24 protein-coding genes are annotated in these 24,933 nt (G+C 31.4%); 21 read left to right on the forward strand and 3 right to left on the reverse strand.

Annotated elements, in window-relative coordinates; all coding sequences use genetic code 11:
* The first annotated feature begins 107 nt into the window (after nt 1-107).
* The 6 genes from B8869_RS02825 to nifJ all read left to right on the forward strand — a co-directional run bounded on the left by B8869_RS02825 (nt 108) and on the right by nifJ (nt 9,765).
* On the forward strand, nt 108-1,094 hold the full coding sequence (locus B8869_RS02825; RefSeq protein WP_084229742.1) for an IS30 family transposase: 987 nt from the start codon (nt 108-110) through the stop codon (nt 1,092-1,094).
* 62 nt (nt 1,095-1,156) lie between these two features.
* Nucleotides 1,157-1,438 carry a septation regulator SpoVG gene (gene spoVG / locus B8869_RS02830; protein ID WP_084230223.1) on the forward strand — a complete coding sequence of 94 codons (282 nt, stop codon included), beginning with the start codon at nt 1,157-1,159 and terminating at the stop codon, nt 1,436-1,438.
* 117 nt (nt 1,439-1,555) lie between these two features.
* Nucleotides 1,556-3,283 (forward strand): aminopeptidase P family protein, encoded by a 1,728-nt coding sequence (locus B8869_RS02835; RefSeq protein WP_084230224.1) that lies wholly within the window; start codon nt 1,556-1,558, stop codon nt 3,281-3,283.
* Between the two features lie 10 nt (nt 3,284-3,293).
* Nucleotides 3,294-5,147 (forward strand): excinuclease ABC subunit UvrC, encoded by a 1,854-nt coding sequence (uvrC, locus tag B8869_RS02840; RefSeq protein WP_084230225.1) that lies wholly within the window; start codon nt 3,294-3,296, stop codon nt 5,145-5,147.
* Complete coding sequence (gene hprK, locus B8869_RS02845; protein ID WP_084230226.1) at nt 5,140-6,057, forward strand: HPr(Ser) kinase/phosphatase; 918 nt, start codon at nt 5,140-5,142, stop codon at nt 6,055-6,057. Before uvrC ends, hprK begins: the two co-directional genes overlap by 8 nt.
* A gap of 141 nt (nt 6,058-6,198) precedes the next feature.
* Complete coding sequence (nifJ, locus tag B8869_RS02850; protein WP_084230227.1) at nt 6,199-9,765, forward strand: pyruvate:ferredoxin (flavodoxin) oxidoreductase; 3,567 nt, start codon at nt 6,199-6,201, stop codon at nt 9,763-9,765.
* A 574-nt stretch (nt 9,766-10,339) separates the two neighbouring features.
* Here nifJ and B8869_RS02855 read toward each other — a convergent pair.
* Together B8869_RS02855 and B8869_RS02860 are read right to left on the reverse strand one after the other, a co-directional pair.
* Complete coding sequence (locus B8869_RS02855) at nt 10,340-10,786, reverse strand: threonine/serine exporter family protein (RefSeq protein WP_084230228.1); 447 nt, start codon at nt 10,784-10,786, stop codon at nt 10,340-10,342.
* Nucleotides 10,786-11,559: a threonine/serine exporter family protein gene (locus B8869_RS02860; protein WP_084230229.1), complete on the reverse strand. Its 774-nt coding sequence runs from the start codon at nt 11,557-11,559 to the stop codon at nt 10,786-10,788. The genes B8869_RS02855 and B8869_RS02860 overlap by 1 nt, the downstream gene beginning before the upstream one ends.
* A 141-nt stretch (nt 11,560-11,700) precedes the next feature.
* Here B8869_RS02860 and der point away from each other — a divergent pair, with 141 nt between their 5' ends.
* The 12 genes from der to B8869_RS02920 all read left to right on the forward strand — a co-directional run bounded on the left by der (nt 11,701) and on the right by B8869_RS02920 (nt 21,338).
* Nucleotides 11,701-13,017, forward strand: coding sequence for a ribosome biogenesis GTPase Der (der, locus tag B8869_RS02865; RefSeq protein ID WP_084230230.1), 1,317 nt, complete (start codon nt 11,701-11,703; stop codon nt 13,015-13,017).
* 1 nt (nt 13,018) lies between these two features.
* Nucleotides 13,019-13,615 carry a glycerol-3-phosphate 1-O-acyltransferase PlsY gene (gene plsY, locus B8869_RS02870; RefSeq protein ID WP_084230231.1) on the forward strand — a complete coding sequence of 199 codons (597 nt, stop codon included), beginning with the start codon at nt 13,019-13,021 and terminating at the stop codon, nt 13,613-13,615.
* Between the two features lie 3 nt (nt 13,616-13,618).
* The gene (locus B8869_RS02875) at nt 13,619-14,620 is read left to right on the forward strand and encodes an NAD(P)H-dependent glycerol-3-phosphate dehydrogenase (RefSeq protein ID WP_084230232.1); all 1,002 of its coding nucleotides are present in this window, start codon (nt 13,619-13,621) and stop codon (nt 14,618-14,620) included.
* 14 nt (nt 14,621-14,634) lie between these two features.
* Complete coding sequence (locus tag B8869_RS02880) at nt 14,635-15,885, forward strand: HlyD family efflux transporter periplasmic adaptor subunit (protein WP_084230233.1); 1,251 nt, start codon at nt 14,635-14,637, stop codon at nt 15,883-15,885.
* Between the two features lie 12 nt (nt 15,886-15,897).
* Nucleotides 15,898-16,581 (forward strand): YggS family pyridoxal phosphate-dependent enzyme, encoded by a 684-nt coding sequence (locus B8869_RS02885; RefSeq protein WP_084230234.1) that lies wholly within the window; start codon nt 15,898-15,900, stop codon nt 16,579-16,581.
* Between the two features lie 3 nt (nt 16,582-16,584).
* A complete protein-coding gene (locus B8869_RS02890) occupies nt 16,585-17,022 on the forward strand; it encodes a cell division protein SepF (RefSeq protein WP_084230235.1) in 438 nt (145 codons plus the stop codon).
* Nucleotides 17,016-17,783: a YlmH family RNA-binding protein gene (locus tag B8869_RS02895; protein ID WP_084230236.1), complete on the forward strand. Its 768-nt coding sequence runs from the start codon at nt 17,016-17,018 to the stop codon at nt 17,781-17,783. Before B8869_RS02890 ends, B8869_RS02895 begins: the two co-directional genes overlap by 7 nt.
* Nucleotides 17,784-17,790: 7 nt before the next feature.
* On the forward strand, nt 17,791-18,267 hold the full coding sequence (gene lspA, locus B8869_RS02900; RefSeq protein WP_084230237.1) for a signal peptidase II: 477 nt from the start codon (nt 17,791-17,793) through the stop codon (nt 18,265-18,267).
* Nucleotides 18,254-19,144, forward strand: coding sequence for an RluA family pseudouridine synthase (locus B8869_RS02905; protein WP_084230238.1), 891 nt, complete (start codon nt 18,254-18,256; stop codon nt 19,142-19,144). Before lspA ends, B8869_RS02905 begins: the two co-directional genes overlap by 14 nt.
* Nucleotides 19,141-19,650, forward strand: a complete 510-nt coding sequence (pyrR, locus tag B8869_RS02910; RefSeq protein ID WP_084230239.1) for a bifunctional pyr operon transcriptional regulator/uracil phosphoribosyltransferase PyrR — start codon at nt 19,141-19,143, stop codon at nt 19,648-19,650. Before B8869_RS02905 ends, pyrR begins: the two co-directional genes overlap by 4 nt.
* Before the next feature lie 79 nt (nt 19,651-19,729).
* Nucleotides 19,730-21,115: an NAD(P)/FAD-dependent oxidoreductase gene (locus B8869_RS02915; protein WP_084230240.1), complete on the forward strand. Its 1,386-nt coding sequence runs from the start codon at nt 19,730-19,732 to the stop codon at nt 21,113-21,115.
* Nucleotides 21,116-21,146: 31 nt separating this feature from the next.
* A complete protein-coding gene (locus tag B8869_RS02920; protein ID WP_234989802.1) occupies nt 21,147-21,338 on the forward strand; it encodes a hypothetical protein in 192 nt (63 codons plus the stop codon).
* Here B8869_RS02920 and B8869_RS02925 read toward each other — a convergent pair.
* Nucleotides 21,330-22,316 (reverse strand): IS30 family transposase, encoded by a 987-nt coding sequence (locus tag B8869_RS02925; protein ID WP_084229742.1) that lies wholly within the window; start codon nt 22,314-22,316, stop codon nt 21,330-21,332. The two genes, B8869_RS02920 and B8869_RS02925, sit on opposite strands and share 9 nt — an antisense overlap.
* A gap of 128 nt (nt 22,317-22,444) precedes the next feature.
* On the opposite strand from B8869_RS02925, the gene B8869_RS02930 reads away from it, so the two are divergent.
* The 3 genes from B8869_RS02930 to B8869_RS02940 all read left to right on the forward strand — a co-directional run bounded on the left by B8869_RS02930 (nt 22,445) and on the right by B8869_RS02940 (nt 24,897).
* On the forward strand, nt 22,445-22,993 hold the full coding sequence (locus B8869_RS02930; protein WP_234989803.1) for a substrate-binding domain-containing protein: 549 nt from the start codon (nt 22,445-22,447) through the stop codon (nt 22,991-22,993).
* A gap of 138 nt (nt 22,994-23,131) precedes the next feature.
* Nucleotides 23,132-24,058: a ribokinase gene (rbsK, locus tag B8869_RS02935; RefSeq protein ID WP_084230241.1), complete on the forward strand. Its 927-nt coding sequence runs from the start codon at nt 23,132-23,134 to the stop codon at nt 24,056-24,058.
* Between the two features lie 155 nt (nt 24,059-24,213).
* Nucleotides 24,214-24,897: a LysR family transcriptional regulator gene (locus B8869_RS02940; protein WP_234989730.1), complete on the forward strand. Its 684-nt coding sequence runs from the start codon at nt 24,214-24,216 to the stop codon at nt 24,895-24,897.
* Nucleotides 24,898-24,933: the final 36 nt, after the last annotated feature.

A 24,933-nucleotide genomic window follows, 5' to 3' on the forward strand; every position in this document is an offset into this window, starting at 1 on the left:
TTGTAGATAATTTATCATAACAAGTGCAACATAAATAAACTCATAGCTAATCAGCTGTGTTAATATGTAAGTGACCAAACAAAACATATTAAAAGGAGTGATTAACTATGAGCTATAACCATCTTACCATAGAAGAAAGATCTTGTATTTACCAATTTTTAAATTTAGGAATGAGTATAAGGAAAATTGCACAAGCACTTAAAAGGTCACCTAGTACAATATCTAGAGAAATTAAAAGAAATTCATCTAAGATAAAAGTTAGTAGGGGAAGTTACACTAAGTACTTTCCGATAAAGGCAAATGATAAATATATTGATAGAAGAAAAGACTGCCATAGAAAAAGTAAATTTTCTAAAGATGTTATTGATTATTTAACTGTAAAGATTAACGAACATTGGTCCCCTGAACAAATATCAAATAGAAACACAAATGAGATTCATGAATTACCATCTACATCAACGATATATAGAATGATACACGCCAAAAAGCTGCCAAAAACTAGTATGAAAAATTTGAGAAGAAAAGCTAAATTTAAAAGGCCAGCAGAAAAAAGAGGAAAATTCAATGATAAAGGTAGAACAATTAAGAAAAGACCTAAAGAGATATACAGAAGGCAAGAATTAGGCCACTGGGAAGCAGATACAGTGGAATCAGGCAGATTAGATCATAAAAGGAAAAGTAGATGTTGTTTCGTAACTTTAGCAGAAAGAAAATCTAGATATTATATAGCAATCCTAGTTGAAAATAGAAAGTCGGAAAGCGTAACACCAGCAATAATAAATGCATTAAAAGATTATCCAAAAGAATTAGTAAAAACAATAACCTTTGATAGAGGTAAAGAATTTTCAGAATTTGAGAAAATAGAAAAAGAATTAGGATGCAAAACTTATTTTTGTGATCCCTATTGTGCATGGCAAAAAGGTACAAATGAAAATAGTAACGGACTTTTGAGGGAGTTTTATCCTAAGGGTATGGATTTATCAGAAGTGAATATTGATGAATTAAATTATAACTTAAGTTTAATGAATAATAGACCTAGAAAATGTATAAAATATAAAACACCTAAAGAAGAACTTTTTGGTCTCTTACCATAGGTGTTGCATTTGATTTGACAATTCGTCTGTATAATAACATACATAAAAGAGGTGATAATAGTATGAGAATAACAGATGTAAGAATCAGAAAACTACCAGAAGACAGCAAATTAAAAGCAGTTGTTTCTGTAACATTCGATGACCAAATCGTGATTCATGACATCAAGATAATTGAAGGGGCAGAATCTATTTTTGTAGCTATGCCTTCGCGTAAACTTCCTAATGGGGAATTTAAAGATATAGCACATCCAATCAATGCAGAAACAAGAAAAGAATTGGAAGAAGCTATATTCAAACAATATAATTTGGCATTAAATAGTGGACTAGAAGACATATCTGAATAAGATAGAGCTGAAAAGCTCTATTTTTTTTATACAACTAATAGTAAAATAGAAATTAGCAGTAAGTTATCACTATACGTAACTAAAAGTAATTAAAATTTATCGTAAGGAGAGATATAGATGAGTTTAAATATGTTGAGAAGTTTAATGCAAGATAATAATCTTGATGCATATTTAGTTTTGACATCAGACCCGCATAATAGTGAGTATTTGGCACAATATTATAAGGAAAGACAACACTTAACTAAGTTTACCGGTTCTCAAGGAACGGCAGTAGTAACTAAGGATAAAGCTTATCTTTGGGCAGATGGTAGATATTTTGAACAAGCTGAGCGTCAAATAGCCGGGACTGGATTTGAACTTATGAAGATAGGTGTGGATGGAGTTCCTACTGTAAATGAATTTTTAAAAAGTATCAATTGCAAGAGAATAGGATATAATGCGCTGTATATGCCTATTTCAGAATACGAAACTATGGAAAAAGAAGTTCCGAATTCTGAACTTGTAGATATAGACCTATATAAAAAAATATGGACTGATAGAAGTTTTAACAAAACAAAGTCTTTTTCTCATAGTGAATGGAGCGATAGAGACTCAAAAGAAAAATTAAATATCGTAAGAGATAGTCTAAAAGCTAAAGATGCAACAGCAACTCTTGTAACTAGTTTAGAGGGCGTTGCTTGGCTATCTAACACAAGAGGAAACGATATAGAAAACGTTCCTGTTACATTTGCTTATGCACTTGTAACTTTAGAAGGAGCAAAACTGTTTATTGATAATAGTAAAATAGAATCATTTAAAGATGAATTAGAAGAGAATTTAGAGATTTATGAGTATGATGAAATATTTGAAGTCTTGAGTGAATTAGAAAGTGAAAAGTTTATCTTAAGTCCGCAAACTAATACCAAATTATACAAGCTTATAGAAGAAAAAAATGAGGTTTTAGGTAAAGATGACATTGTAGGTTACTTGAAGAGTGTTAAGAGCGCCGGAGAGTTAGAACATATTAGAGAATCACATATAAGAGATGGATTATATGTGACTAAATTTATGTATTGGTTAAAAAATTCTGATTTGAGTAACGAAACTGAATGGACATGTGCTAACAAAATAGATTCTCTAAGAGCAAGCGATTCAAGATATTTAGATTTGAGCTTTGGAACTATATCTGCTTATGGACCAAATGCAAGCATGATGCACTATTCTGCAGATGAGAAATCAGCAGCTAAGATTGAAAATAGAGGATTTTTATTAGTTGACTCAGGTGGACAATATTTAGATGGAACTACTGACATAACAAGAACTTTTGCAGTAGGTGAATTAACTGAAGAAGAAAAAGAACATTTCACATATGTTCTAAAGTCACATCTACAACTTATGAGAGCTGTATTTCCGGAAAAAACGAAATCCTTATGCTTGGATGCAATAGCTAGAAAAGAAGTTTGGGCTATAAATGAAGATTATAGATGTGGTACAGGACATGGAGTGGGATATGTTTTAGGAGTTCATGAAAGTCCACCACAATTTAACACTCGTTCAGATAAAACTTTAGCTCCTGGTATGATAATTTCTAATGAGCCCGGTATATACAAGGATGGCAAATACGGAATTAGAATTGAAAACATACTAGAAGTTGTAGAAGATAAATATAATGATTATGGACAATTTTTGAAATTTGAAACTATTTCTTATGCGCCAATAGACTTGGATGCAGTTAAAGTAGAATTGTTGACTAAGGAAGAAAAAGAATGTCTAAATAAATATCACAAAGCTGTATACGAAAAATTAAATGGACTTATGTCAGAAGAAGAAAGAACTTGGCTGAAGGAGTACACTAGAGAAATTTAAAGGTGATTTGTTGGAAGATATAGAAGGAAGACTTAAAAACTTGCCTGATTTACCAGGCGTATATATTATGAAAAATGCTCAAGATGAAGTCATATACGTTGGTAAAGCTAAAAATTTGAAAAAAAGAGTGAGTCAATATTTTGGAAGTTATGGAAAGAGTTATGCAAAAGTAAAGGCGATGGTTTCACACATCGCCGATTTTGAATATATAATAGTTGAAAATGAGATAGAGTCTCTTATATTAGAAAGTAATTTGATAAAAGATAATTTACCAAAGTACAATATTTTATTGAGAGATGATAAACAATACCCTTATATAAAAATAACTAATGAAAAATTTCCAAGAGTGTTAAAGACAAGAAAGATATTAAAGGATGGGGCAAAGTATTTTGGGCCGTATCCAGCAGTTACAGCAGTTAATGATACCATAGATTTAATAAACAGAACGTATCCTCTTAGGACATGTAGTTTAAATTTAAAAAAAGATATAGGAAAGTACAGACCTTGCTTAAATTACTTTATAGGAAAATGCATAGCTCCTTGCAAAGGTGGTGTAGATGAGGATAAGTACAATAAAATGGTAGAAGAGATATCAAATTTTTTAGAGGGAAAAGATGAAAGAATGATTCTATCTCTAAAAGAAAGAATGTTAGAAGCTTCTAAAAATCTTGAGTTTGAAAAAGCTGCAATGTATAGAGATGATATACAATCGTTAGAAATATTAAAAGAGAAACAAATTATTTCAAATACTAATATTTCAGAGAATCAAGACATAATAGGAATAGCTAGAGGCATAGATGAAGTCTTAGTTCAAGTATTTTTTGTAAGAGAAGGTAAGATCATAGGAAGAGAACATTATTTCATGAAAGATTATTTTGAGAATCAAAATAGTGAGATAATAAGTGCATTTATTAAGCAATTCTATGCAGGGGTTACGTTCATACCTAGAGAGTTAATAATAGAATCTGAGCCGGAAGATAAAAAATTACTTGAAGAATTCTTATCTATGAGAAGAGGTCATAATGTTGAAATAGTAGTTCCTCAAAGAGGCGATAAATTAAAATTAGTCAGAATGGCAAAGCAAAATGCTTTAGAAATGATTAATAAATATGCAGACAAGTATAAAAAGAAAATAGAAGAAAATACAAAATCTCTGGAAGAAATAAAAAATTTAATAAACTTAGACAGAATTCCACAGAGGATTGAAGCGTATGATATTTCAAATACCTATGGAATAGAATCTGTCGGATCTATGGTTGTATTTGAAAACGGAGTTTCTAAAAAAAGTGACTATAGAAAATTTAAAATACGTACTGTAGAAGGGCCTAATGACTATGCATCTATGAAAGAAGTTTTGACAAGAAGATTTAAGAGAGGTATAGAAGAAAAGAATAGCAATATAAATTCTTCTTTTTCTAAATTTCCAGATTTGATAATGATGGATGGCGGTAAGGGTCAAGTAAATATTGCTTTGAAAGTTTTGAGTGAATTGAATATAGATGTTCCGGTATGTGGTTTGGTTAAAGATGATTTTCATACAACAAGAGGGATAATATATCAAAATACAGAATACAATTTAAAAATAAATAGTAGCGGATACAGAATGATATATAAAATTCAAGAAGAAGCACATAGATTTGCAATTAATTACCATAGATCGTTGCGAGAAAAAGATATATTTATATCTGAACTCGACAATATAAAAAACATAGGGAAAGTTAGAAAACAGAATTTGATGAAGCATTTTAAATCTATAAAAAAAATTAAAGAAGCTTCTGTAGATGAATTAGAAATAGTAGATGGTATGAATAGAACTGCCGCAGAAAGTATTTACCAACATTTTCACGGAGGATTAAATGGATAGAATAGCTTTAAACAAGGTTATAAACGATTTAAATCTAAGCATTTTATATAAATCAAATAATTTCAATAATATTTATTTGGAAACATTAGATATAAACAGACCTGGATTACAGTTAAATGGTCACTTCGATTCTTTTGACGACAAGAGAGTTCAAATAATTGGAGAACAGGAATGGTATTTCTTAAATGAAATGACGTCTGAAGAGAGGTATAATGCCGTAAAAAAACTTTTTTCATGTAAAATTCCAGCTATAATTTTTATGCGTAATAGATGGATACATGATGAAATAGTGGAATTAGCTAAGGAGATGGATATAACTTTACTTAGAACTGAAGAAACTTTCTCAAAGTTCTCCATAAAGTTCCAAAATTATATGGAGATCGAATTAGCTCCTACCATAAGAATGCACGGGGTTCTCTTGGACGTTTATGGTGTTGGTGTTTTAATAAAGGGCAATAGCGGTGTCGGTAAGAGTGAAACAGCCTTGGATTTAATATCAAAGGGTTCTAAGTTGATTTCTGATGATTCTGTAATCATAAAGAGAATAGACGATAGATTGATAGGAAAATCTCCTATAATTACCAAGCATTTTATGGAAATTAGGGGAGTTGGCATAATAGATGTTGAAAAAATATTTGGAATCGGCTTTGTAATGGATTCAAAAGAAGTAGAAATGGTAGTGAATTTAGAACCATGGGATCATGAAGCTGAATACGATAGGCTGGGAATAGACAATGAATACGAAACTATTTTGGATAAAAAAGTAGTTAAATTTGATATTCCAGTTAAGCCTGGAAGAAATTCTGCACTAATTATAGAAATTGCAACTAAGAATTTTAAACAAAAAGAGCAAGGATATAATCCTGCGGAAGAGTTAAATAAGAGGATATTAGGTTATAGATTGGACTGATTTCACAATGTGAAATAGGTTCTAAACAAGTAAAATACACGTTTTTGGCGTTTATTATGCTCAAATCATTGCAATTATAATTTATTAGATTTATAATAATAAAGAGAGAAAAAATTTTTAAAACTAACTAGGGGGATTAAAATGGCTAAACATTTTAAAACGATGGATGGTAACGAAGCAGCAGCGCATGTCGCATATGCGTTTTCAGAGGTGGCATGTATATTTCCGATTACACCTTCTTCACCTATGGCAGAGCATGTAGATGCTTGGGCTGCACAAGGAAGAAAAAATATATTTGGTCAAGAAGTACTTGTAAAAGAACTTCAATCTGAAGCTGGAGCAGCTGGTGCAGTTCACGGAGCACTTCAAGCAGGATCTTTGACATCTACTTATACAGCATCTCAAGGTCTTTTACTTATGCTACCAAACATGTATAAGATTGCAGGGGAATTACTTCCAGGAGTATTCCACGTAGCAGCACGTGCTTTGGCATCACATGCACTTTCAATATTTGGAGACCATCAAGACGTTATGGCATCTCGTGCAACAGGATTTGCTATGTTAGCTTCAGGTTCTGTTCAAGAAGCTATGGATATGGCAGCAGTAGCTCATTTATCAGCTATAAAGGGAAGAGTTCCTTTCACACACTTCTTTGATGGATTCAGAACATCTCATGAAGTTCAAAAAATAGAAGTTTTAGATTATGATGATTTAGCTAAATTAGTTGATAAAGAAGCTGTTAGAGAATTTAAGGCAAGAGCATTACACCCTGCATCACCAAAGGTAAGAGGTACAGCTCAAAACCCAGATATATATTTCCAAGAAGTTGAAGCTTCTAATAATTTCTATACTGACATAATTGGAATCACTGAAGATTATATTAATAAAATTTCTGATTTAACTGGAAGAAAATATGGTCTATTTAACTACTACGGCGATGAAAACGCTGAAAAAGTTATAGTTGCTATGGGTTCAGTTACAGAAACTATAGAAGAAGTAGTAGATTACTTAACTGCTAATGGAGAAAAAGTAGGTTTATTAAAAGTTCACCTATACAGACCTTTCTCTAAAGAACATTTCTTAGCAGCTATGCCAAAAACTGTTAAGAAGATTGCAGTTCTTGATAGAACAAAAGAAAAGGGAGCTACTGGAGAACCACTATTCTTAGACGTTAGAGATATTTACTATGGACAAGAAAATGCACCTAAGATTGTTGGCGGTAGATATGGTTTAGGTTCAAAAGATACTAACCCATCTCAAATGTTAGCAGTATATAGAAATCTTGATAATGAAGATCCAAGACACAACTTTACTGTAGGTATAGAAGATGACGTTACAAATCTTTCTCTACCAATAGAAGAAAAAATTACAACTGAACCTAAGGGAACAATCAGATGTAAATTCTGGGGATTTGGTTCTGATGGTACTGTAGGTGCTAATAAGAGTGCTATAAAGATAATCGGGGACAATACAGATATGTATGCTCAAGGTTACTTTGACTACGACTCTAAAAAATCAGGTGGGGTTACTATGTCTCACTTGAGATTTGGCAAAGAAAAAATCACATCAACTTATTTATTAGCTGAATCAGATTTCATTTCTTGCTCAAAACAATCATATGTACACCAATATGATCTTTTAAGAGGACTTAGAAAAGGTGGAACATTCTTACTTAACACAGTATGGGATGAAGAAACTCTTGCTAACGAGCTTCCAGGAGCTATGAAGAAATATATAGCAGAAAATGAAATTAATTTCTATACAATAAACGCAACTAAGATAGCTGCAGAAATCGGACTTGGTGGAAGAACTAACATGGTAATGCAATCAGCATTCTTTAAATTATCAGAAGTACTTCCAATTGAACAAGCTACAGAACTTCTTAAGAAAGCAATTGTAAAAGACTATGGTTCTAAGGGTGACGAAATAGTTGCTATGAACTATAAAGCAGTTGACCAAGGAATAGATGCACTTCAAAAAATATCAGTTCCAGAAGAATGGAAATCTGCTGTAGATACAGCTAACCATAGCATTGAGGGAGCTTCAGAATTTGTAAACAATATTCTAATCCCTGTAAACCGTCAAGAAGGTAATGACCTACCTGTTTCTACATTTGTAGGAATGGAAGATGGTTCTTTCCCTAACGGAACATCTAAATACGAAAAGAGAGGTATAGCTGTTAATATTCCTGATTGGAAGATTGAAAACTGTATCCAATGTAACCAATGTTCTTTAGTATGTCCTCACGCTGCTATCAGACCATTCTTATTGAATGAAACTGAAAAAGAAGGAGCTCCAAGCACTTTCGAAACAGTAAAAGGAAAAGGAAAAGGCGCTGACCAATATGAATACAGAATCCAAGTATCATCTCTTGACTGTACAGGATGTGGAAACTGTGCTCAAGTTTGTCCAGCTCCAACAAAAGCTTTAGTTATGACTCCATTTGAAGATGTATATGCTGACCAAGCAGTAAATTGGGAATATGCATCAACAACTGTAAAATCTAAACAAGCTGACTTTGAACCAAACAATGTTAAAAACTCACAATTCTTCCAACCACACCTTGAATTCTCAGGAGCATGCGCAGGTTGTGGAGAAACTCCATATATAAAATTAGTTACTCAATTATTTGGAGATAGAATGAGTATTGCCAATGCAACAGGTTGTACTTCAATCTGGGGTGGTTCAGCACCATCAATGCCATATTGCACAAATGACGAAGGACACGGTCCATCTTGGGCAAATTCTCTATTTGAAGATAATGCTGAATTTGGATACGGTATGGCAATCAGCCAAACAGTTACAAGAGACAGAATTAAGATTTTAATGGAAAAATTTATTGAATTAAATGTTGATTCTGAAACAAATGCTATCTTCAACGAATGGATAACAAATATGGCTGATTACAAGACTTCAAAAGCAGCAGCAGCTAATGTTCTTGTAGCTTTAGAAAAGAAATATGACAATGAAGAAGCTAATGAATTATTATTTGAATTGAAGAGCCTTGAAAACTTCTTAATAAAGAAATCTCAATGGATAATAGGTGGAGACGGATGGGCTTATGACATCGGATACGGTGGACTTGACCACGTTCTTGCATCAGGCGAAAATATAAATGTAATTGTAGTAGATACTGAAATCTATTCTAACACTGGTGGACAAGCTTCTAAGGCAACTCCAACAGGTGCTACTGCTCAATTCGCAGCAGCAGGTAAAGTTACTAGAAAGAAAGATTTAGGTCTAATGGCAGCTACTTATGGTTATGTATATGTAACTCAAATAGCTCTAGGCGCAGATAAGAACCACGCATTAAAAGCTATTAAAGAAGCTGAAGCTTATGATGGACCATCACTAATCATCTGTTACGCACCATGTATTTCTCACGGAATCAAGAAGGGTATGGGATGCTCTATAGAAGAAGAAAAACTTGCAGTTGAAGCAGGTTACTGGCACTTATATAGATACAACCCAGATCTAAAGAAAGAAGGAAAGAATCCATTCACTTTAGACTCTAAAGAACCTAAGGGATCATACAGAGAATTCCTTCAAGGAGAAGTTAGATACACTTCATTAGCTCGTCAATTCCCTGAAAGAGCAGAACAATTATTTGAAATCGCAGAAGAAAACGCAAAAGAAAGATATAACAACTATCTAAATATGCAAAGATCAGAAACTATTCTTGAAAAATCTTCTGAAGAAAATAAATAAATAATATAACAAAAATATCTATCAGATTTAATCTGATAGATATTTTTTATTGGTGCTTTAGCGGCAAATAAACCCCTGGTAGAACCAGGGGTAAATAAAAAACTTTAGTATATGAAATAAAACCTCCGTGTTACAATGGTGTTGGTTTGGCGACCGCATCACTAAAGTAACAGGAGGTTTTTGATAATGAAAAATGAAATTAAGCATACCGCCTTTATAAAATAGAAAATGTACTCATCAAGTCGCCAATCTTGACAGCACTTCGAAAATCGCTAGAATAAGGTTAATTCGTAGTAGATTCCTTTTACACGGAAAGCTGTCATATCGCTTACAACACATCTGGTCAATTCATTATCGTAGACCTGACGACCTATTTCAAGACGTTGTTCTTTGGTATATTCAATGGTAAATCTCCTGTTCTTGTTTAGTAAGAGTCTCTAGTATTTTTTACTTGAATTATATGTGAGTCTAATTAAAAAGACACCCCACTATGTCCAGTTTTAGTTTACCACTACAAGTTTAAATTTTTACAAAATATGAAAGTATGCTGTATTTAAAAAATAAAAAAAAGAGGTTAACCTCTTTTTCGTTTATTTTGATAAAATGAAATTATTTTAATTATTGAAGAAGAAACTACAACTCCAGCTGCAAGAGAACCGGCAAGGAATATTGTTTCAATGGCTTTGTCTTGAAAAGCAACATAGTTTTGTTCTATTAAATAGTACATGGTATAGTACATACCAGCTCCCGGCACAAGTGGAACTAAACCGGGGATTAAGAATATAGTAGCAGGCATCTTTAGTTTTCTAGCTAAAAATTCACTGCTTATACCAATTACAAATGCTGAACTGAATCCAGAAAGAATATATGATAGTTCAAAATCACGCATTATAGCGTATATAATCCAAGAAAATCCGCCAAGTATGGCAATATATATTAATGATTTTTTAGGACAATTAAAGTAGTATGAAAATGCCAAAGTGGCAAATGAAGACATAACAAATTGAAAAATATAGTTCATTATAACCTCAACAATCTAAGTGTTAATCCGACACCAATCGCAATACCAAGAGCAATAAATATAGCTTTGGTAAGACCTATAAGCCCGCTTAAAAAATCACTGTTCATTATATCTCTAACTGCATTAGTAGCTGCTAAACCAGGGACTAAAATCATAATAGAGCCTATAATTACCTCATCAATTGATTTAGGCAATCTTAACATATACAGCAAAGCTGTAAGCATTGAAATTGAAAAAGCACCTATAAAATTTGTAACCACAAAATTCAACTTAAATGGTTCTATTTTTCTTAAAAGCATAGAGGTAGCAAAAGTGACTATATATGCACATATAAACTCTCTAAACCCTCCACCAAATAGCACAGAGAAAAAAGCTCCGCAAAATCCAGCATAGATATCAAATTTAAAAGCCTCTACGTCATTTTCATTTTCAATTGCGTTTAAAGTATTAAAAGCAGCGTCTAGCGACATTTCACTTATTACAAAATTTCTGGAGAAAGTATTTATTTTGTCTATCTTTGACATATTGGTAGTAGAGGACCCCACGCTCTTATAAACCGTTATTATATCTTCATCAAATTCTAAAGATACAAATATACCAGAAGGTAGCACATGTGCATCAACTTTACTTACGTTTTGGGATGACTTACATATTCTAAGAACAGTATCTTCTGCTCTATATATTTCCGCACCATTTTTAATTTGTAATCTACCTGCGTGTATTGCAAGCTTTATAAGCCTTTTTGCATCGGCTAAATCGTTTAAGTTTCTCATTTCAACTCCAGAAAATATAAATTAATATCAACTAAATTATACACTTTTAAGTGGTTATCATCAATTACTTAAAAACACTATAATTGAAACAAATACGGCACAATGGTATAATATTATGCATACTAAAGAAGAGGTGAGAGTATGGAAAAGCCGATTGTTTCCATCATTGGAACTCCCAATGTTGGCAAGTCCACACTTTTTAATAAAATAGTAGGTCGTAAAATTTCAATTACTGAAGATACGCCTGGTGTTACTAGAGACAGAATATATTCAGATGCTGAATGGCTAGGAGCAAAATTTTTATTAGTAGACACAGGTGGTCTTGATTTAAAAGATGAAGATATTTTTATGTCTAGTATAAAAGCTCAAGTAGATTTAGCATTAGATATGAGTGAAGTAATTATTTTATTAACAGATGGCGTAAGAGGAGTTACTGCAAGTGATAGAGAGATTTCTAATTATTTGAGAAAATCAAATAAAAAGGTTCTATTAGCGGTAAATAAGTTTGATTCAAAAGTAGCTAAAAATAATTTATATGATTTTTATGAACTTGGTCTAGGAGAGCCTATAAGCATAAGTTCCGAACAAGGAATGGGCGTTGGAGATTTACTTGACCAAGTAATAGAAGGATTTGAAAGAACTACAGAGGAAAGTTTTGATGATGAAATTCGTGTAACATTTATCGGAAAACCAAATGTAGGGAAATCATCTCTATTAAATCACATAACTGGAGAAGAACGTTCTATTGTAACTAATATTCCAGGAACAACTAGAGATTCTATAGACTCTAAGTTTAGATATAATGATGAAGACTTTATATTAGTAGATACAGCAGGTCTACGTAAAAAGAAAAAAATATACGAAAATATTGAAAGATATTCAGTTATAAGAACATTAACAGCTATTGAAAGATCTTCAGTTTGCGTTCTTTTAATTGATGCTGTAGAAGGTGTAAGTGAGCAAGATGCTAAGATAGTTGGATATGCTCATGATAATAACAAAGCTATAATAGTGGCGGTAAATAAGTGGGATGCTATTAAGAAAGATAATAGTTCTGTAAAAGAGTATGAAGCTAATATAAGAAAGAGATTGCCTTTTATAAATTATGCTCCTATAGTATTTATTTCTGCTATGACAGGACAAAGAGTTGATAAGCTATTAGATTTAATCTCAATAGTAAACAACAACTATAACCATAGAATAAAAACTGGTGTGTTAAATGATATATTGAACAGAGCAGTTTTAATCAACCAACCTCCTTCTGACAAAGGTAAGAGAGGTAAATTATATTACGGTTCTCAAGTTGCTGTAAGACCTCCAAAATTCCAATTATCTGTAAATGATAAAGAACTATTCCATTTTTCTTATGTAAGATATATAGAAAATCAAATAAGAGAAGCATATTCTTTTGATGGGGTTCCTATAATTATAAGTTTGAAAAATAGGGGAGAGAAATAAAATGACATGGGTGCTGCTATCCTATTTAGTGGGCTCTATATCAGGTTCATATATTTTGGGTAATCTTTTATTAAATAAGGATGTCCGAAAATATGGGTCAGGTAATGCAGGCACAACCAATGCAATAAGAGCTTTTGGCAAAAAAATAGGAGTTTTAACTTTTCTAATTGACTTTTTAAAGGGATTATTGATGGTGCATTTATTGAAGAATACATTTAATGTAAATCAAAATATGCTTTATATATGCGCTTTTGCACTGATAATAGGGCATGATTATCCTTTTTATATGAATTTTAAAGGTGGAAAAGGTGTAGCCACTACAATAGGATGTTATGCAATTTTAGGATTTAATTTAGATTTGATTTCTGTAATTGCATGGATACTATTTGCTATAGTGACTAAGATGGTATCTTTGGCATCTATATTATATTTTTGTTTAATTTCTATTTTATTTATAATTTTTGAAGATTTAACTAGTATTCAAATTTTGATGGTACTATCAATTGGAATATTGGGAGTATACAGACACAAAGACAATATAAAAAGAATTATGAATGGTTCGGAAAATAAAATTGGCAAAAATAAAGTGAGAGGTTAATTTATGAAAATAGCTGTAATTGGTGGCGGAAGCTGGGGAACTGCAATAGCTCGTCTGCTACACAAAAAAGGTCATGAAGTAAATTTCTTTGTTAGAAATGACGAAGATAGAAAATCTATAAATGAAAAAGGTATAAATGAAAAATATCTACCGGGGGTAGAGCTTGCAGGATTAAAGGCACAGTCTGATATTTTAAGTTGTGTGGATTCTTGCGAAATGATTGTGATGGCTGTGCCTACACAAAAATTTAGAGAAGTTGCACAGAGTATAAAAGATAAAGCCGATGGCAAAGTTATAGTAAATCTATCAAAAGGTCTGGAACTTAAGACACTAGATAGAGTTAGTGAGATAAGTGCTGAAATAATGCCTAATTCTCAATTTGTTTCACTGTCTGGTCCATCTCATGCAGAAGAGGTTGGAAAAGAAATTCCTACAGCGATAGTTGCTGCCTCAACGAGTAATAATGCAAGCAAGTTGGTTCAAGAAACTTTTGCAACTGATACCTTTAGAGTTTATACAAATTCTGACTTAATAGGGGTTGAAATAGGCGGAGCGCTTAAAAATATAATTGCTTTGGCAGCTGGTATGAGTGATGGTCTAGGATATGGAGATAACACAACAGCCGCTTTAGCAACTAGAGGAATTTACGAAATGAGTAAATTGGGAATGAAATTAGGCGCTAATCCCCAAACATTTAATGGTCTTTCAGGGATAGGTGATTTGATTGTTACTTGCACATCAAAGCATTCACGTAATAGAAGAGCTGGGATTTTAATAGGACAGGGGCTTTCTTCTGAAGAGGCTTCTGAAAAAGTTGGACAGGTTGTAGAGGGTATTAAAACAACTAAGTCAGCTCATGATCTAGCTTTGAAATACGGTGTAAATATGCCTATTACAGAGAAACTTTATGAAGTTTTATATAACAATAAAGACCCTAGAGAAGCTGTAGTGGAACTAATGACTAGAGGCTATAAGCAAGAAATAGAAGAAATATTTTTTGAATAGCAAGAAGGGGTATTTTGAAAATTAAGGGTTTGAAAAAGAATAAATATTTTATTCGTAGATGGGTAATAGGTGTGCTTATATTAATTCTCTTTACAATAGGGTTTAGAGCAATTAATGGAAGAATGTACAAAGATTATAAAACTGAATTTGCCACATTAAAAACGTATGAAAAGAAAGTCCCTGCTATTGGATTTAATATTTTAGATGAAAAAGTATATATAGCTAATAACACTGGTATATGCGTATACAATACAAGCGAAGGCGAAAAAGTACCAGTGGGTTATGAAATAGCTAGTTTAAATATGATGGACGACATTTCAGATTTGAATGATGAATTGATAAAAGTCAATTCTGCACTAAGTTATAAATCTAAAAACCATGTAGAATATAGCTCTGAAAAGTCTATTCCATCTATAGAAAAAATACAAAATTATCTTAGAGAAGGTAATTTCACTGAGGCTATACATTCGATTGACGGATTGGATTTGTACTCAAATAACAATTTAAATATAAGTGAACTTTCAGAATTGATTAATTTACCTGTATATGTATTAAACAAGAAGAAAGAAGAACTACAAAATAAAATTTCTAAGAGTAACTATACTTATTCTGCAGATTTTTCGTCAGTTGTGTCTTTTAAAATTGATGGACTTGAAAAATACTATACTATAGATGATTTAAGTGATTATACTTATGAGTATTTAAACTCACATAAAAACTTAGGAAAGTTTAAGACTAAAGTAGAAGTTAATAAAGGTGATAAGTTATACAAGTTGATAAATAATTTAAATTATAAGATTGCATTACAAATAGATAATCTAAAAGCTATCGAAGGTAAAGAAATCGGAGATAGTTTAAAATTTAGAAATGAGGATAATTTATTAATTGGTAAAATTTCTAAGATAAATAAATCTAAAGGTGGAGCTGTAGTTATAGTAGAGTTATCGCAGAACTTTTATAATGTCTACCAGGAAAGGATTAAAGACTATGATATAATTTTGCAGAACGAAGACTGTCTTGAAATACCAAAGTCATCAATAATTAAGAGAAATGGTAAATTTGGTGTGTTTGTGCAAGAAATTCACGGATTAGTTAAATTTGTTCCTATAAAAGTTGTAGTTCCATTTGAAGAATCTTCTTATATAGCTACAGGCGATAAGAATTCAATTATAAAAATCAATGACAAGGAAGTTAAGACTGTAACTTTGAATGATAAAATCGTTATAAATCCAAAACAAGTTGAAGAATCTAAGATTTTAAACTAAGGAAGTGTTGAGATGTCAATAAAATTAAATATGGAAAATTTGTTAAGAGAAGTAGAAGATTTAGAAAAAAAATCTATTACTGGAGAAAAAGTGCGTTTAATTGCCGTTTCAAAAATGCACAGTACAGATGAAATATTGGAAGCTGTAAGTGGGGGAGCGGTAGAGTTTGGAGAAAATAAAGTACAAGAACTTAGAGATAAACTTGAAGTTTTACCGGAACAAAATTTTCATATGATTGGCAATTTACAAACAAATAAGGTAAAATATATCTATGATAAAGTTAGGTTAATACAGTCTCTTGATAGAGTTAATTTGCTTGAGGAAATTGATAAAAGAGCAAAGAGTTCTAATATAGTTGTAGATTGTCTAATAGAAGTAAATATAGCGGGTGAAGAGCAAAAAGGAGGAGTTGCTTACAATGATGTAAGAAACTTTCTTGAAAAATGTTTGGAATACAACAATGTTAAAATTCAAGGACTTATGACTGTAGCTCCAGACACTGAAGATGAAAAATTACTTAGAGATTGCTTTAAGAGAATGTTTAAGCTAAAAGAAAAGATAAAAAATAATTATTCAGAAGTTAAAATGGATATTTTGTCTATGGGAATGAGCCAAGACTATAAGTTAGCAATTGAAGAAGGTTCTAACATGGTTAGGATTGGCAGCAAAATTTTTGGAAAGAGAATTGGGAGGTAACGCATGGCAGAAATTATGGATAAAATGAAGAAGGTTTTTGGTTTTTCGGAAGAATATGACTATGAAGATTATGAGGAAAATTTTCCGGAAGAAAGACATATTGAAGAAACTCCTGTTAGGGCAACAAAGAGAAAATCAGATAGTGGAGTATTGAGTTTAAATGCGTCTAATATGATAATTTCAGTACATGAACCTCTATCATATGATGAATCTCCTAATGTTGTAGATGATTTAAGAGCTGATAAGTCAGTAGTACTTAATTTTGAGCAACTTGATTTAGAAGTAAAGAGAAAGATATTTGATTTTGTAAGTGGAGCTCTATATGCTATGGATGGTAAAATTCAAAAAGTAAACAAAGACATTTTTGTTTTAGCTCCAAAGAATGTTGAAATTGATGGTTTAAAAGAAGAACTTAAAAATAGTGGAATGTTTCCTTGGTAAGAATAAATAGAGATAATCTATTCTTACACATTCCTGATGATAAATTAATAACGATAAAAAAGGTAGTAGATAAGATTGAAGTTATTTTAAATAAACATGAAATTTTATCTACTGATTTTTTGAATCCGTATGAAATAGAATTAGCTAAATCTATTTTAAATAAATTTGATATAAATTACTCTGTAGAAGGAGGCTATCCTCATGCAGAAAGAAATATCATATATATGTATCCTGAACATCTATCAGATATAGAAAAAGATAAGATAAATTATCTTTCTATAAAGAAAAAAGAAGATATAGATCACAGAGATGTTTTAGGATCTATATTAAGATTGGGAATAGATAGAAATAAGGTAGGAGATATTATTATTAATGATAATAATATTTTTGTGTTTGTAAAAGCTGAACAGTTTAGTTTTTTAAGATTTAATTTAAATAAAATCGGCAGACAGAATGTAGATTTTACCAACGATGAATTTAGCTATGAAGATATGGAGTATATCGAAAAGAAATATATAGTTTCATCACTTAGATTAGACACAGTTTTAAGTTCAGTTTTAAAAATGTCACGTTCTAAAACAGATATTCTTATAAAATCTGGAAGAGTACAGGTTAATTTTAAAATAGAATCAAAAAATTCTTTGCAACTAAATGAGGGAGATATTTTGTCTGTTAGGGGAAGTGGAAGAATGATTTTTCAAAGCATAGAAAATGTTACTAAAAAGGAAAATTTTGTAATTAATATGAAATTTCCTAAGTGAGGTAAAAATGGCAGTAATTTTATTTGCGATGTTACTTATAGTTATAGATCAATTGAGTAAGTATTTAGTTGTACTTAACTTAAAAGGTCAGCCACCTAAAGTAATAATTGACAATTTTTTGAACTTTTATTATTTGGAAAACAGAGGAGCAGCCTTTGGAATATTACAAAATAAAAGTTTGCTTTTTACAATTATCACAATAGTTGTTATAATTGTTCTTTTGAGTGTTTTATTTAAAGATTATCATAAAAATACTAAAGCTCTTAATTTGGCAATAGGTCTTATTCTGGGTGGAAGTATTGGTAATTTTATCGATAGAATGCGTTTGGGATATGTTGTAGATTTTATTTCTACAAACATATTTGGATATGAATTTGCTGTTTTCAATTTAGCAGATTCATTCATTGTTGTAGGGACTATTATTTTTATAATAATGGTATTATTATTTGATAATCCAGGGAAAAAAAGAAATGTATCAAAATAAATTCATTTCAAATTTAGACAATGAGCGTTTAGATATCTTTTTAAATCAGAAACTTGATTTATCTAGAAGTCAGATAAAGAAGCTAGTAGATGATAAGCTTATTTTAGTTAATGGCAAGAGTGAAAAAGCTGGATATAAATTGAGAGTTAACGATGAAATAACAGTTGAATATAGAGAAGATTTAAAACTAGTTCCTCAAGATATAGAATTTAGGATACTTTTTGAAGATTCTGATATAGCCGTTATTTCAAAACCTCAAGGTTTAGTAGTACATCCTGGGGCGGGAAATGAAGATAATACACTAGTAAATGGACTTTTATATAGATTAGATTCATTAGCCGATACGGGTGATGAATTAAGACCAGGAATTGTCCATAGACTTGATAAAGACACTAGTGGTCTTATGATTGTTGCTAAAACTTCATTAGCATATGATAGATTAATTGAGATTTTTAAAAACAGAGAGATTAACAAAGTATATATGGCTATTGTTGAAGGGAAAATTACTGATTCTGGTTTTATAGACGAGCCAATAGGAAGGGATTCTAAGAATAGAATTAAATTTGCAGTCACAGACATTAATTCAAAGGAAGCTTTAACATATTATAAACCTATTAAAGTTTTTGAAAATCACACATTTTTAGAAATAAAAATAGCTACAGGTAGGACTCACCAGATAAGGGTACATATGAAATATATCAATCACCCTGTATTAGGGGATCCTTTATATGGTAGAAAAAATAAGTATAAAATAGACAAACAAATGTTGCATGCTTGTAAGCTACAATTTAAACATCCTATAACTGATCAAGAAATGCTTTTTGAAGATGAAATACCGATTAGATTTGAAAAATTTATGAAGAGGGCAGATATATGAAAAATATTATTATGGATGAGATAGCTATAAAACGTGCTATTTCAAGAATTTCAAATGAAATATTAGAGAAAAGTAAGGGCCCAGAGGATTTAATATTATTAGGTATAGTCAGTAGAGGCGAAGATATAGCAGATAGAATATCTTCAAAGATATTGGAAATTGAATCAATAAAAGTACCTGTATATGCTATAAATCCTATTAATTTTAGAGATGATAGAGAAAATTCCAGAGAACTAGACTTAAATATAGATATGAATGGCAAGACAGTTATATTAGTAGATGATGTAATATATACCGGTAGAACCGTTAGAGCTGCTCTTGATGCTATTCTATCGATAGGAAGACCAAAGGCTATACGATTAGTTTCATTGGTTGACAGAGGCCATAGAGAGTTACCTATTAGGCCTGATTTTGTTGGAAAAAATTTACCTACTGCAAAAAGAGAAAAGGTGGTTGTTGAACTATCTGAAGTTGATGGTCAAGATAAAGTGTACATTGAGTCTTAAATTATATTGTAGGAACTTTAATTTAAATTTGTTAATAAATAATATATTTATTATATAAAACATTATTCTGGAGGTATTGATGAGAGAAGTTGATGTTGTAATAGTTGGGTCAGGAGCCAGTGGAGTATTTGCTGCTTATGAATTTACAAAATTAGATACTGACTTAGAAGTTATTATGATAGATAAGGGGAATCCGATACAAAGGAGAAATTGCCCTATCAAAACTGGAAAAGTTGAGAATTGTATAGGCTGTGAACCATGTAACATAATGAATGGATATGGTGGAGCAGGTACATTATCTGATGGTAAATACAATATAACTACAAATTTTGGTGGAGATATGCATAAATTTGTAGGTAGGGAAAAAGCCATAGAACTTATGGAATATGTTGATAGTGTACTTTGTGATTTTGATGGAGCAGATTCAAAACTTTATTCAACAGCATCTTCTGATTTAAAAACAATAGCACTAAGACATGACCTACATTTATTAGATGCTAGGGTTAGACATTTTGGTACAGACAGAAATGTAAAAATATTAGAGAAAATGTATGAATACTCTAAAGATAAAGTGGAAATGTTATTTAATACTACAGCTTTAGATGTTGAATACATTGAAGATGAAAAAAAATACATTGTTACAACAAATAGAAATGAAAGTTTTAAATGTAAAAATTTAGTGCTTGCTTCAGGTAGATCAGGTTCTAAATGGGTATCACAAATTTGTGGTAAATTTGGAATAAAATGTGAATCAAACCAAGTTGATATAGGTGTTAGAGTAGAACTTCCAGCTGAAGTTTTCAAACATATAACTGATGACGTGTATGAAAGTAAAATAGTTTATCAAGCAAAAGCATATAATGAGCTTGTAAGAACTTTCTGTATGAATCCATACGGCCAAGTTGTAGCTGAAAACACAAGTGGAATTATAACAGTTAATGGACATGCTTATGCAGATCCTAAACTACAAAGCCAAAACACTAACTTCGCATTGTTAGTTGCAAATAAATTCACAGAGCCATTTAAAGAATCAAATGAATATGGTGAGTCTATTGCTAAATTATCAAATATGCTTGGCGGTGGAGTATTGTTACAAAGATTTGGAGATTTAGTAAAAGGAAGAAGATCTAACAAAGAAAGAATGGAGAAATGCTTCACAGTTCCTACTTTAAAGGCTACACCTGGTGATTTATCATTAGTTATACCTAAGAGACAATTAGATTCAATAATCGAAATGATATATGCATTAGATAAGATTGCTCCTGGTACAGCAAATGACGATACTCTACTTTATGGAGTTGAAGTTAAATTCTATAACTCTAAAGTGGAAGTAGATTCAAACTTCCAAACTATAAAAGAAGGACTATATGTAGTTGGTGATGGTGGTGGAGCAACTCATTCACTATCTCAAGCATCAGCTTGTGGAGTACACGTTGCAAGATATCTAAACGAATCATTAAGTTAATAGCTATTATACCAATCAAGAAGGTAAGACTATAGGTTTAGTTGTATCTACATTACAAAACCCATTCTTCGTTGACCTAAAGACAGGTGCTGAAGAAAAAGCTAAAGAATTAGGAGTAGAAATAATCGCTTTAGATTCTCAAGATGACCCAGCTAAAGAACTTTCAAATGTAGAAGATTTAATTACTGACGAATTGTCAAATCAAATGCAACACCTATGGTAAGAGACCAAAAAGTTCTTCTTTAGGTGTTTTATATTTTATACATTTTCTAGGTCTATTATTCATTAAACTTAAGTTATAATTTAATTCATCAATATTCACTTCTGATAAATCCATACCCTTAGGATAAAACTCCCTCAAAAGTCCGTTACTATTTTCATTTGTACCTTTTTGCCATGCACAATAGGGATCACAAAAATAAGTTTTGCATCCTAATTCTTTTTCTATTTTCTCAAATTCTGAAAATTCTTTACCTCTATCAAAGGTTATTGTTTTTACTAATTCTTTTGGATAATCTTTTAATGCATTTATTATTGCTGGTGTTACGCTTTCCGACTTTCTATTTTCAACTAGGATTGCTATATAATATCTAGATTTTCTTTCTGCTAAAGTTACGAAACAACATCTACTTTTCCTTTTATGATCTAATCTGCCTGATTCCACTGTATCTGCTTCCCAGTGGCCTAATTCTTGCCTTCTGTATATCTCTTTAGGTCTTTTCTTAATTGTTCTACCTTTATCATTGAATTTTCCTCTTTTTTCTGCTGGCCTTTTAAATTTAGCTTTTCTTCTCAAATTTTTCATACTAGTTTTTGGCAGCTTTTTGGCGTGTATCATTCTATATATCGTTGATGTAGATGGTAATTCATGAATCTCATTTGTGTTTCTATTTGATATTTGTTCAGGGGACCAATGTTCGTTAATCTTTACAGTTAAATAATCAATAACATCTTTAGAAAATTTACTTTTTCTATGGCAGTCTTTTCTTCTATCAATATATTTATCATTTGCCTTTATCGGAAAGTACTTAGTGTAACTTCCCCTACTAACTTTTATCTTAGATGAATTTCTTTTAATTTCTCTAGATATTGTACTAGGTGACCTTTTAAGTGCTTGTGCAATTTTCCTTATACTCATTCCTAAATTTAAAAATTGGTAAATACAAGATCTTTCTTCTATGGTAAGATGGTTATAGCTCATAGTTAATCACTCCTTTTTAATATGTTTTGTTTGGTCACTTACATATTAACACAGCTGATTAGCTATGAGTTTATTTATGTTGCACTTGTTATGATAAATTATCTACTAAAAAAGTAGATATACTTTTAATTAACCCTACAGATTCTGATGCAGTAGCTGCAGCTGTTATGAATGCTAATCAAGCAGGAATCCCTGTAATAACATTAGACAGAGCTTCTAACGGTGGAGAAGTTTTAAGTCACATCGCTTCAGACAACGTAGCTGGTGGTAAAATGGCTGGAGAACACATCATCAAACTTCTTGAAGGTAAAGGTAATGTTGTAGAATTAGAAGGTATTCCAGGGTCTAGTTCAGCAAGAGAAAGAGGACAAGGATTCAACGAAGCTATCGAAGGTTCTGAACTACAAGTTGTTGCTAAACAAACAGCTAACTATGACAGAACTGAAGGTCTTTCAGTAATGGAAAATATCCTTCAAGCTAATACTGATATCCAAGCAGTATTCGCTCATAATGATGAAATGGCTTTAGGAGCTCTTGAAGCTATCAAATCAAGCGGAAAAGATATCAAAGTAGTTGGATTTGACGCTACTGACGATGCTGTTAAATCAGTTGAAGCTGGTGAATTAGCAGCTACAATAGCTCAGCAACCAAAAAGAAATTGGTTCTTTAGGAATTGAAGCAGCAGTAAAAGCTATTAATGGTGAAACTGTTGAAAAATCTATTCCGGTTGAATTAAAATTAGTAGTAAAATAAGATTATAAAAAATAATAAAGAGGAATGGTCAATCCACTCCTCTTTTTAAGTAGGTGAATATTATGAAAGAAAAAGTAATGGTATTTGGAAGTTTTGTTGTTGATTTAATGTCAAGAGCAGATCATCTACCTAAGCCAGGAGAAACTGTAAGAGGAACTGAGTTCAATACGGGTCCTGGAGGAAAGGGATTTAATCAAGCGGTTGCATCTCATAAATCAGGAGCAGATATCGTGGTCGTAACTAAAATTGGCAATGATCCCTTCGGTAAGATAGCATTAGATATAGCTGAAAATATTGGAATGGACAAGAGCGGTATTATATTTTCTAAAGAAGATTCAACAGGAGCAGCTTTAATTTGTGTAGATGAAAAAACAGCTGAAAACCAAATATTAATTGTGCCTGGAGCATGTAACACAATAAAAAAAGAAGAAATAGATTCTATAGATGATAAATTTGATGATATTTCTTATGTCCTTATTCAATATGAAGTAAATCAAGATGCAAATGAATATGTGGTGAAAAAAGCTAAAGAAAAAAATGTTAAAGTGATTTTAAATCCAGCACCATACCAAAAAATAGAAGATGCTTTTTTCAAGGATATTTATATGGTAACTCCTAATGAAACAGAAGTTAAAGGACTTACAGGCGTTGAAGTTGTGGATTTGGAAACAGCTAGAGAAGCAAAGGATATCTTACTTCAAAAAGGTATACAAGAAGTTGTAATAACTATGGGTGTAAAAGGGGCTTATGTATATTCAAATGGCGAAGATATGCTTGTTCCTGCATATAAAGTTGATGCAATTGATACAACAGGAGCGGGAGATGCTTTTAACGGCGGATTGCTTACAGCATTATCTGATGGAAAAGATTTATTCGAAGCTGCTAAGTTTGCTACTGCAGTATCTGCTCTATCTGTTCAGAAAAAAGGAACTGCTATATCTATGCCTACTAGAGAAGAAATTGACAAATTTATAAAAAATAATAACTAATTTTCAAAATGGTTTAATGAGCAATTCATTCAAACCATTTTTTATTATGCGCAATTATAAATTAAACCTTGCTATAAGTATAGATATTTTGTATCATAAAATTAAGCAAATAATAGTTATGTAAACATAGGTAGGTGTCTATATTGTTCAGGGGAATGGAATATATATACGAAGTATATAAAGAAAAGAGCTTTTCGAAAGCGGCAAAAAATCTTTTCATATCTCAACCTTCACTCAGTGCGGCAGTGAAAAAAGTAGAGGTTAACTTGGGATATGAAATTTTTGATAGAAGTACAAAACCCATCGGATTGACCGAGTTTGGGTTAGAATATATAAAGTCAGTTGAAAAAATATTAGAAATAGAAGATAATTTTGAAAACTATTTAAATGATTTAGGAGATTTAAAGGCGGGAAAAGTTTCCATAGGTGGAACTTCACTATTTATTTCTCATGTTTTACCATTTATAATTTCAGATTTTTCTAAAAAATACCCTAAAGTGGAGTTAAATATAGTAGAAGACAATACAGTAGAACTTGAAAATTCTTTAGCATCTGGTGAACTTGATATAGTCATAGATAACTATCAGTTTGATCCGGAGATATATGACAGACAAATTTTAATGAAAGACCATATAATTTTGGTTGTACCGTCTAGTTATGAGTCAAATAAACAGTTAATTGACTATAAGCTGGAATATAATGAAATAATTTCAAAAGCATACTTAAGTGATGAATTTAAATCTGTACCGTTAGAGGTTTTTAATGATGATCCATTTATATTGATAATTTATCATAACAAGTGCAACATAAATAAACTCATAGCTAATCAGCTGTGTTAATATGTAAGTGACCAAACAAAACATATTAAAAGGAGT

The organism is Peptoniphilus asaccharolyticus DSM 20463, assembly GCF_900176115.1.
Lineage (GTDB): Bacteria > Bacillota > Clostridia > Tissierellales > Peptoniphilaceae > Peptoniphilus > Peptoniphilus asaccharolyticus.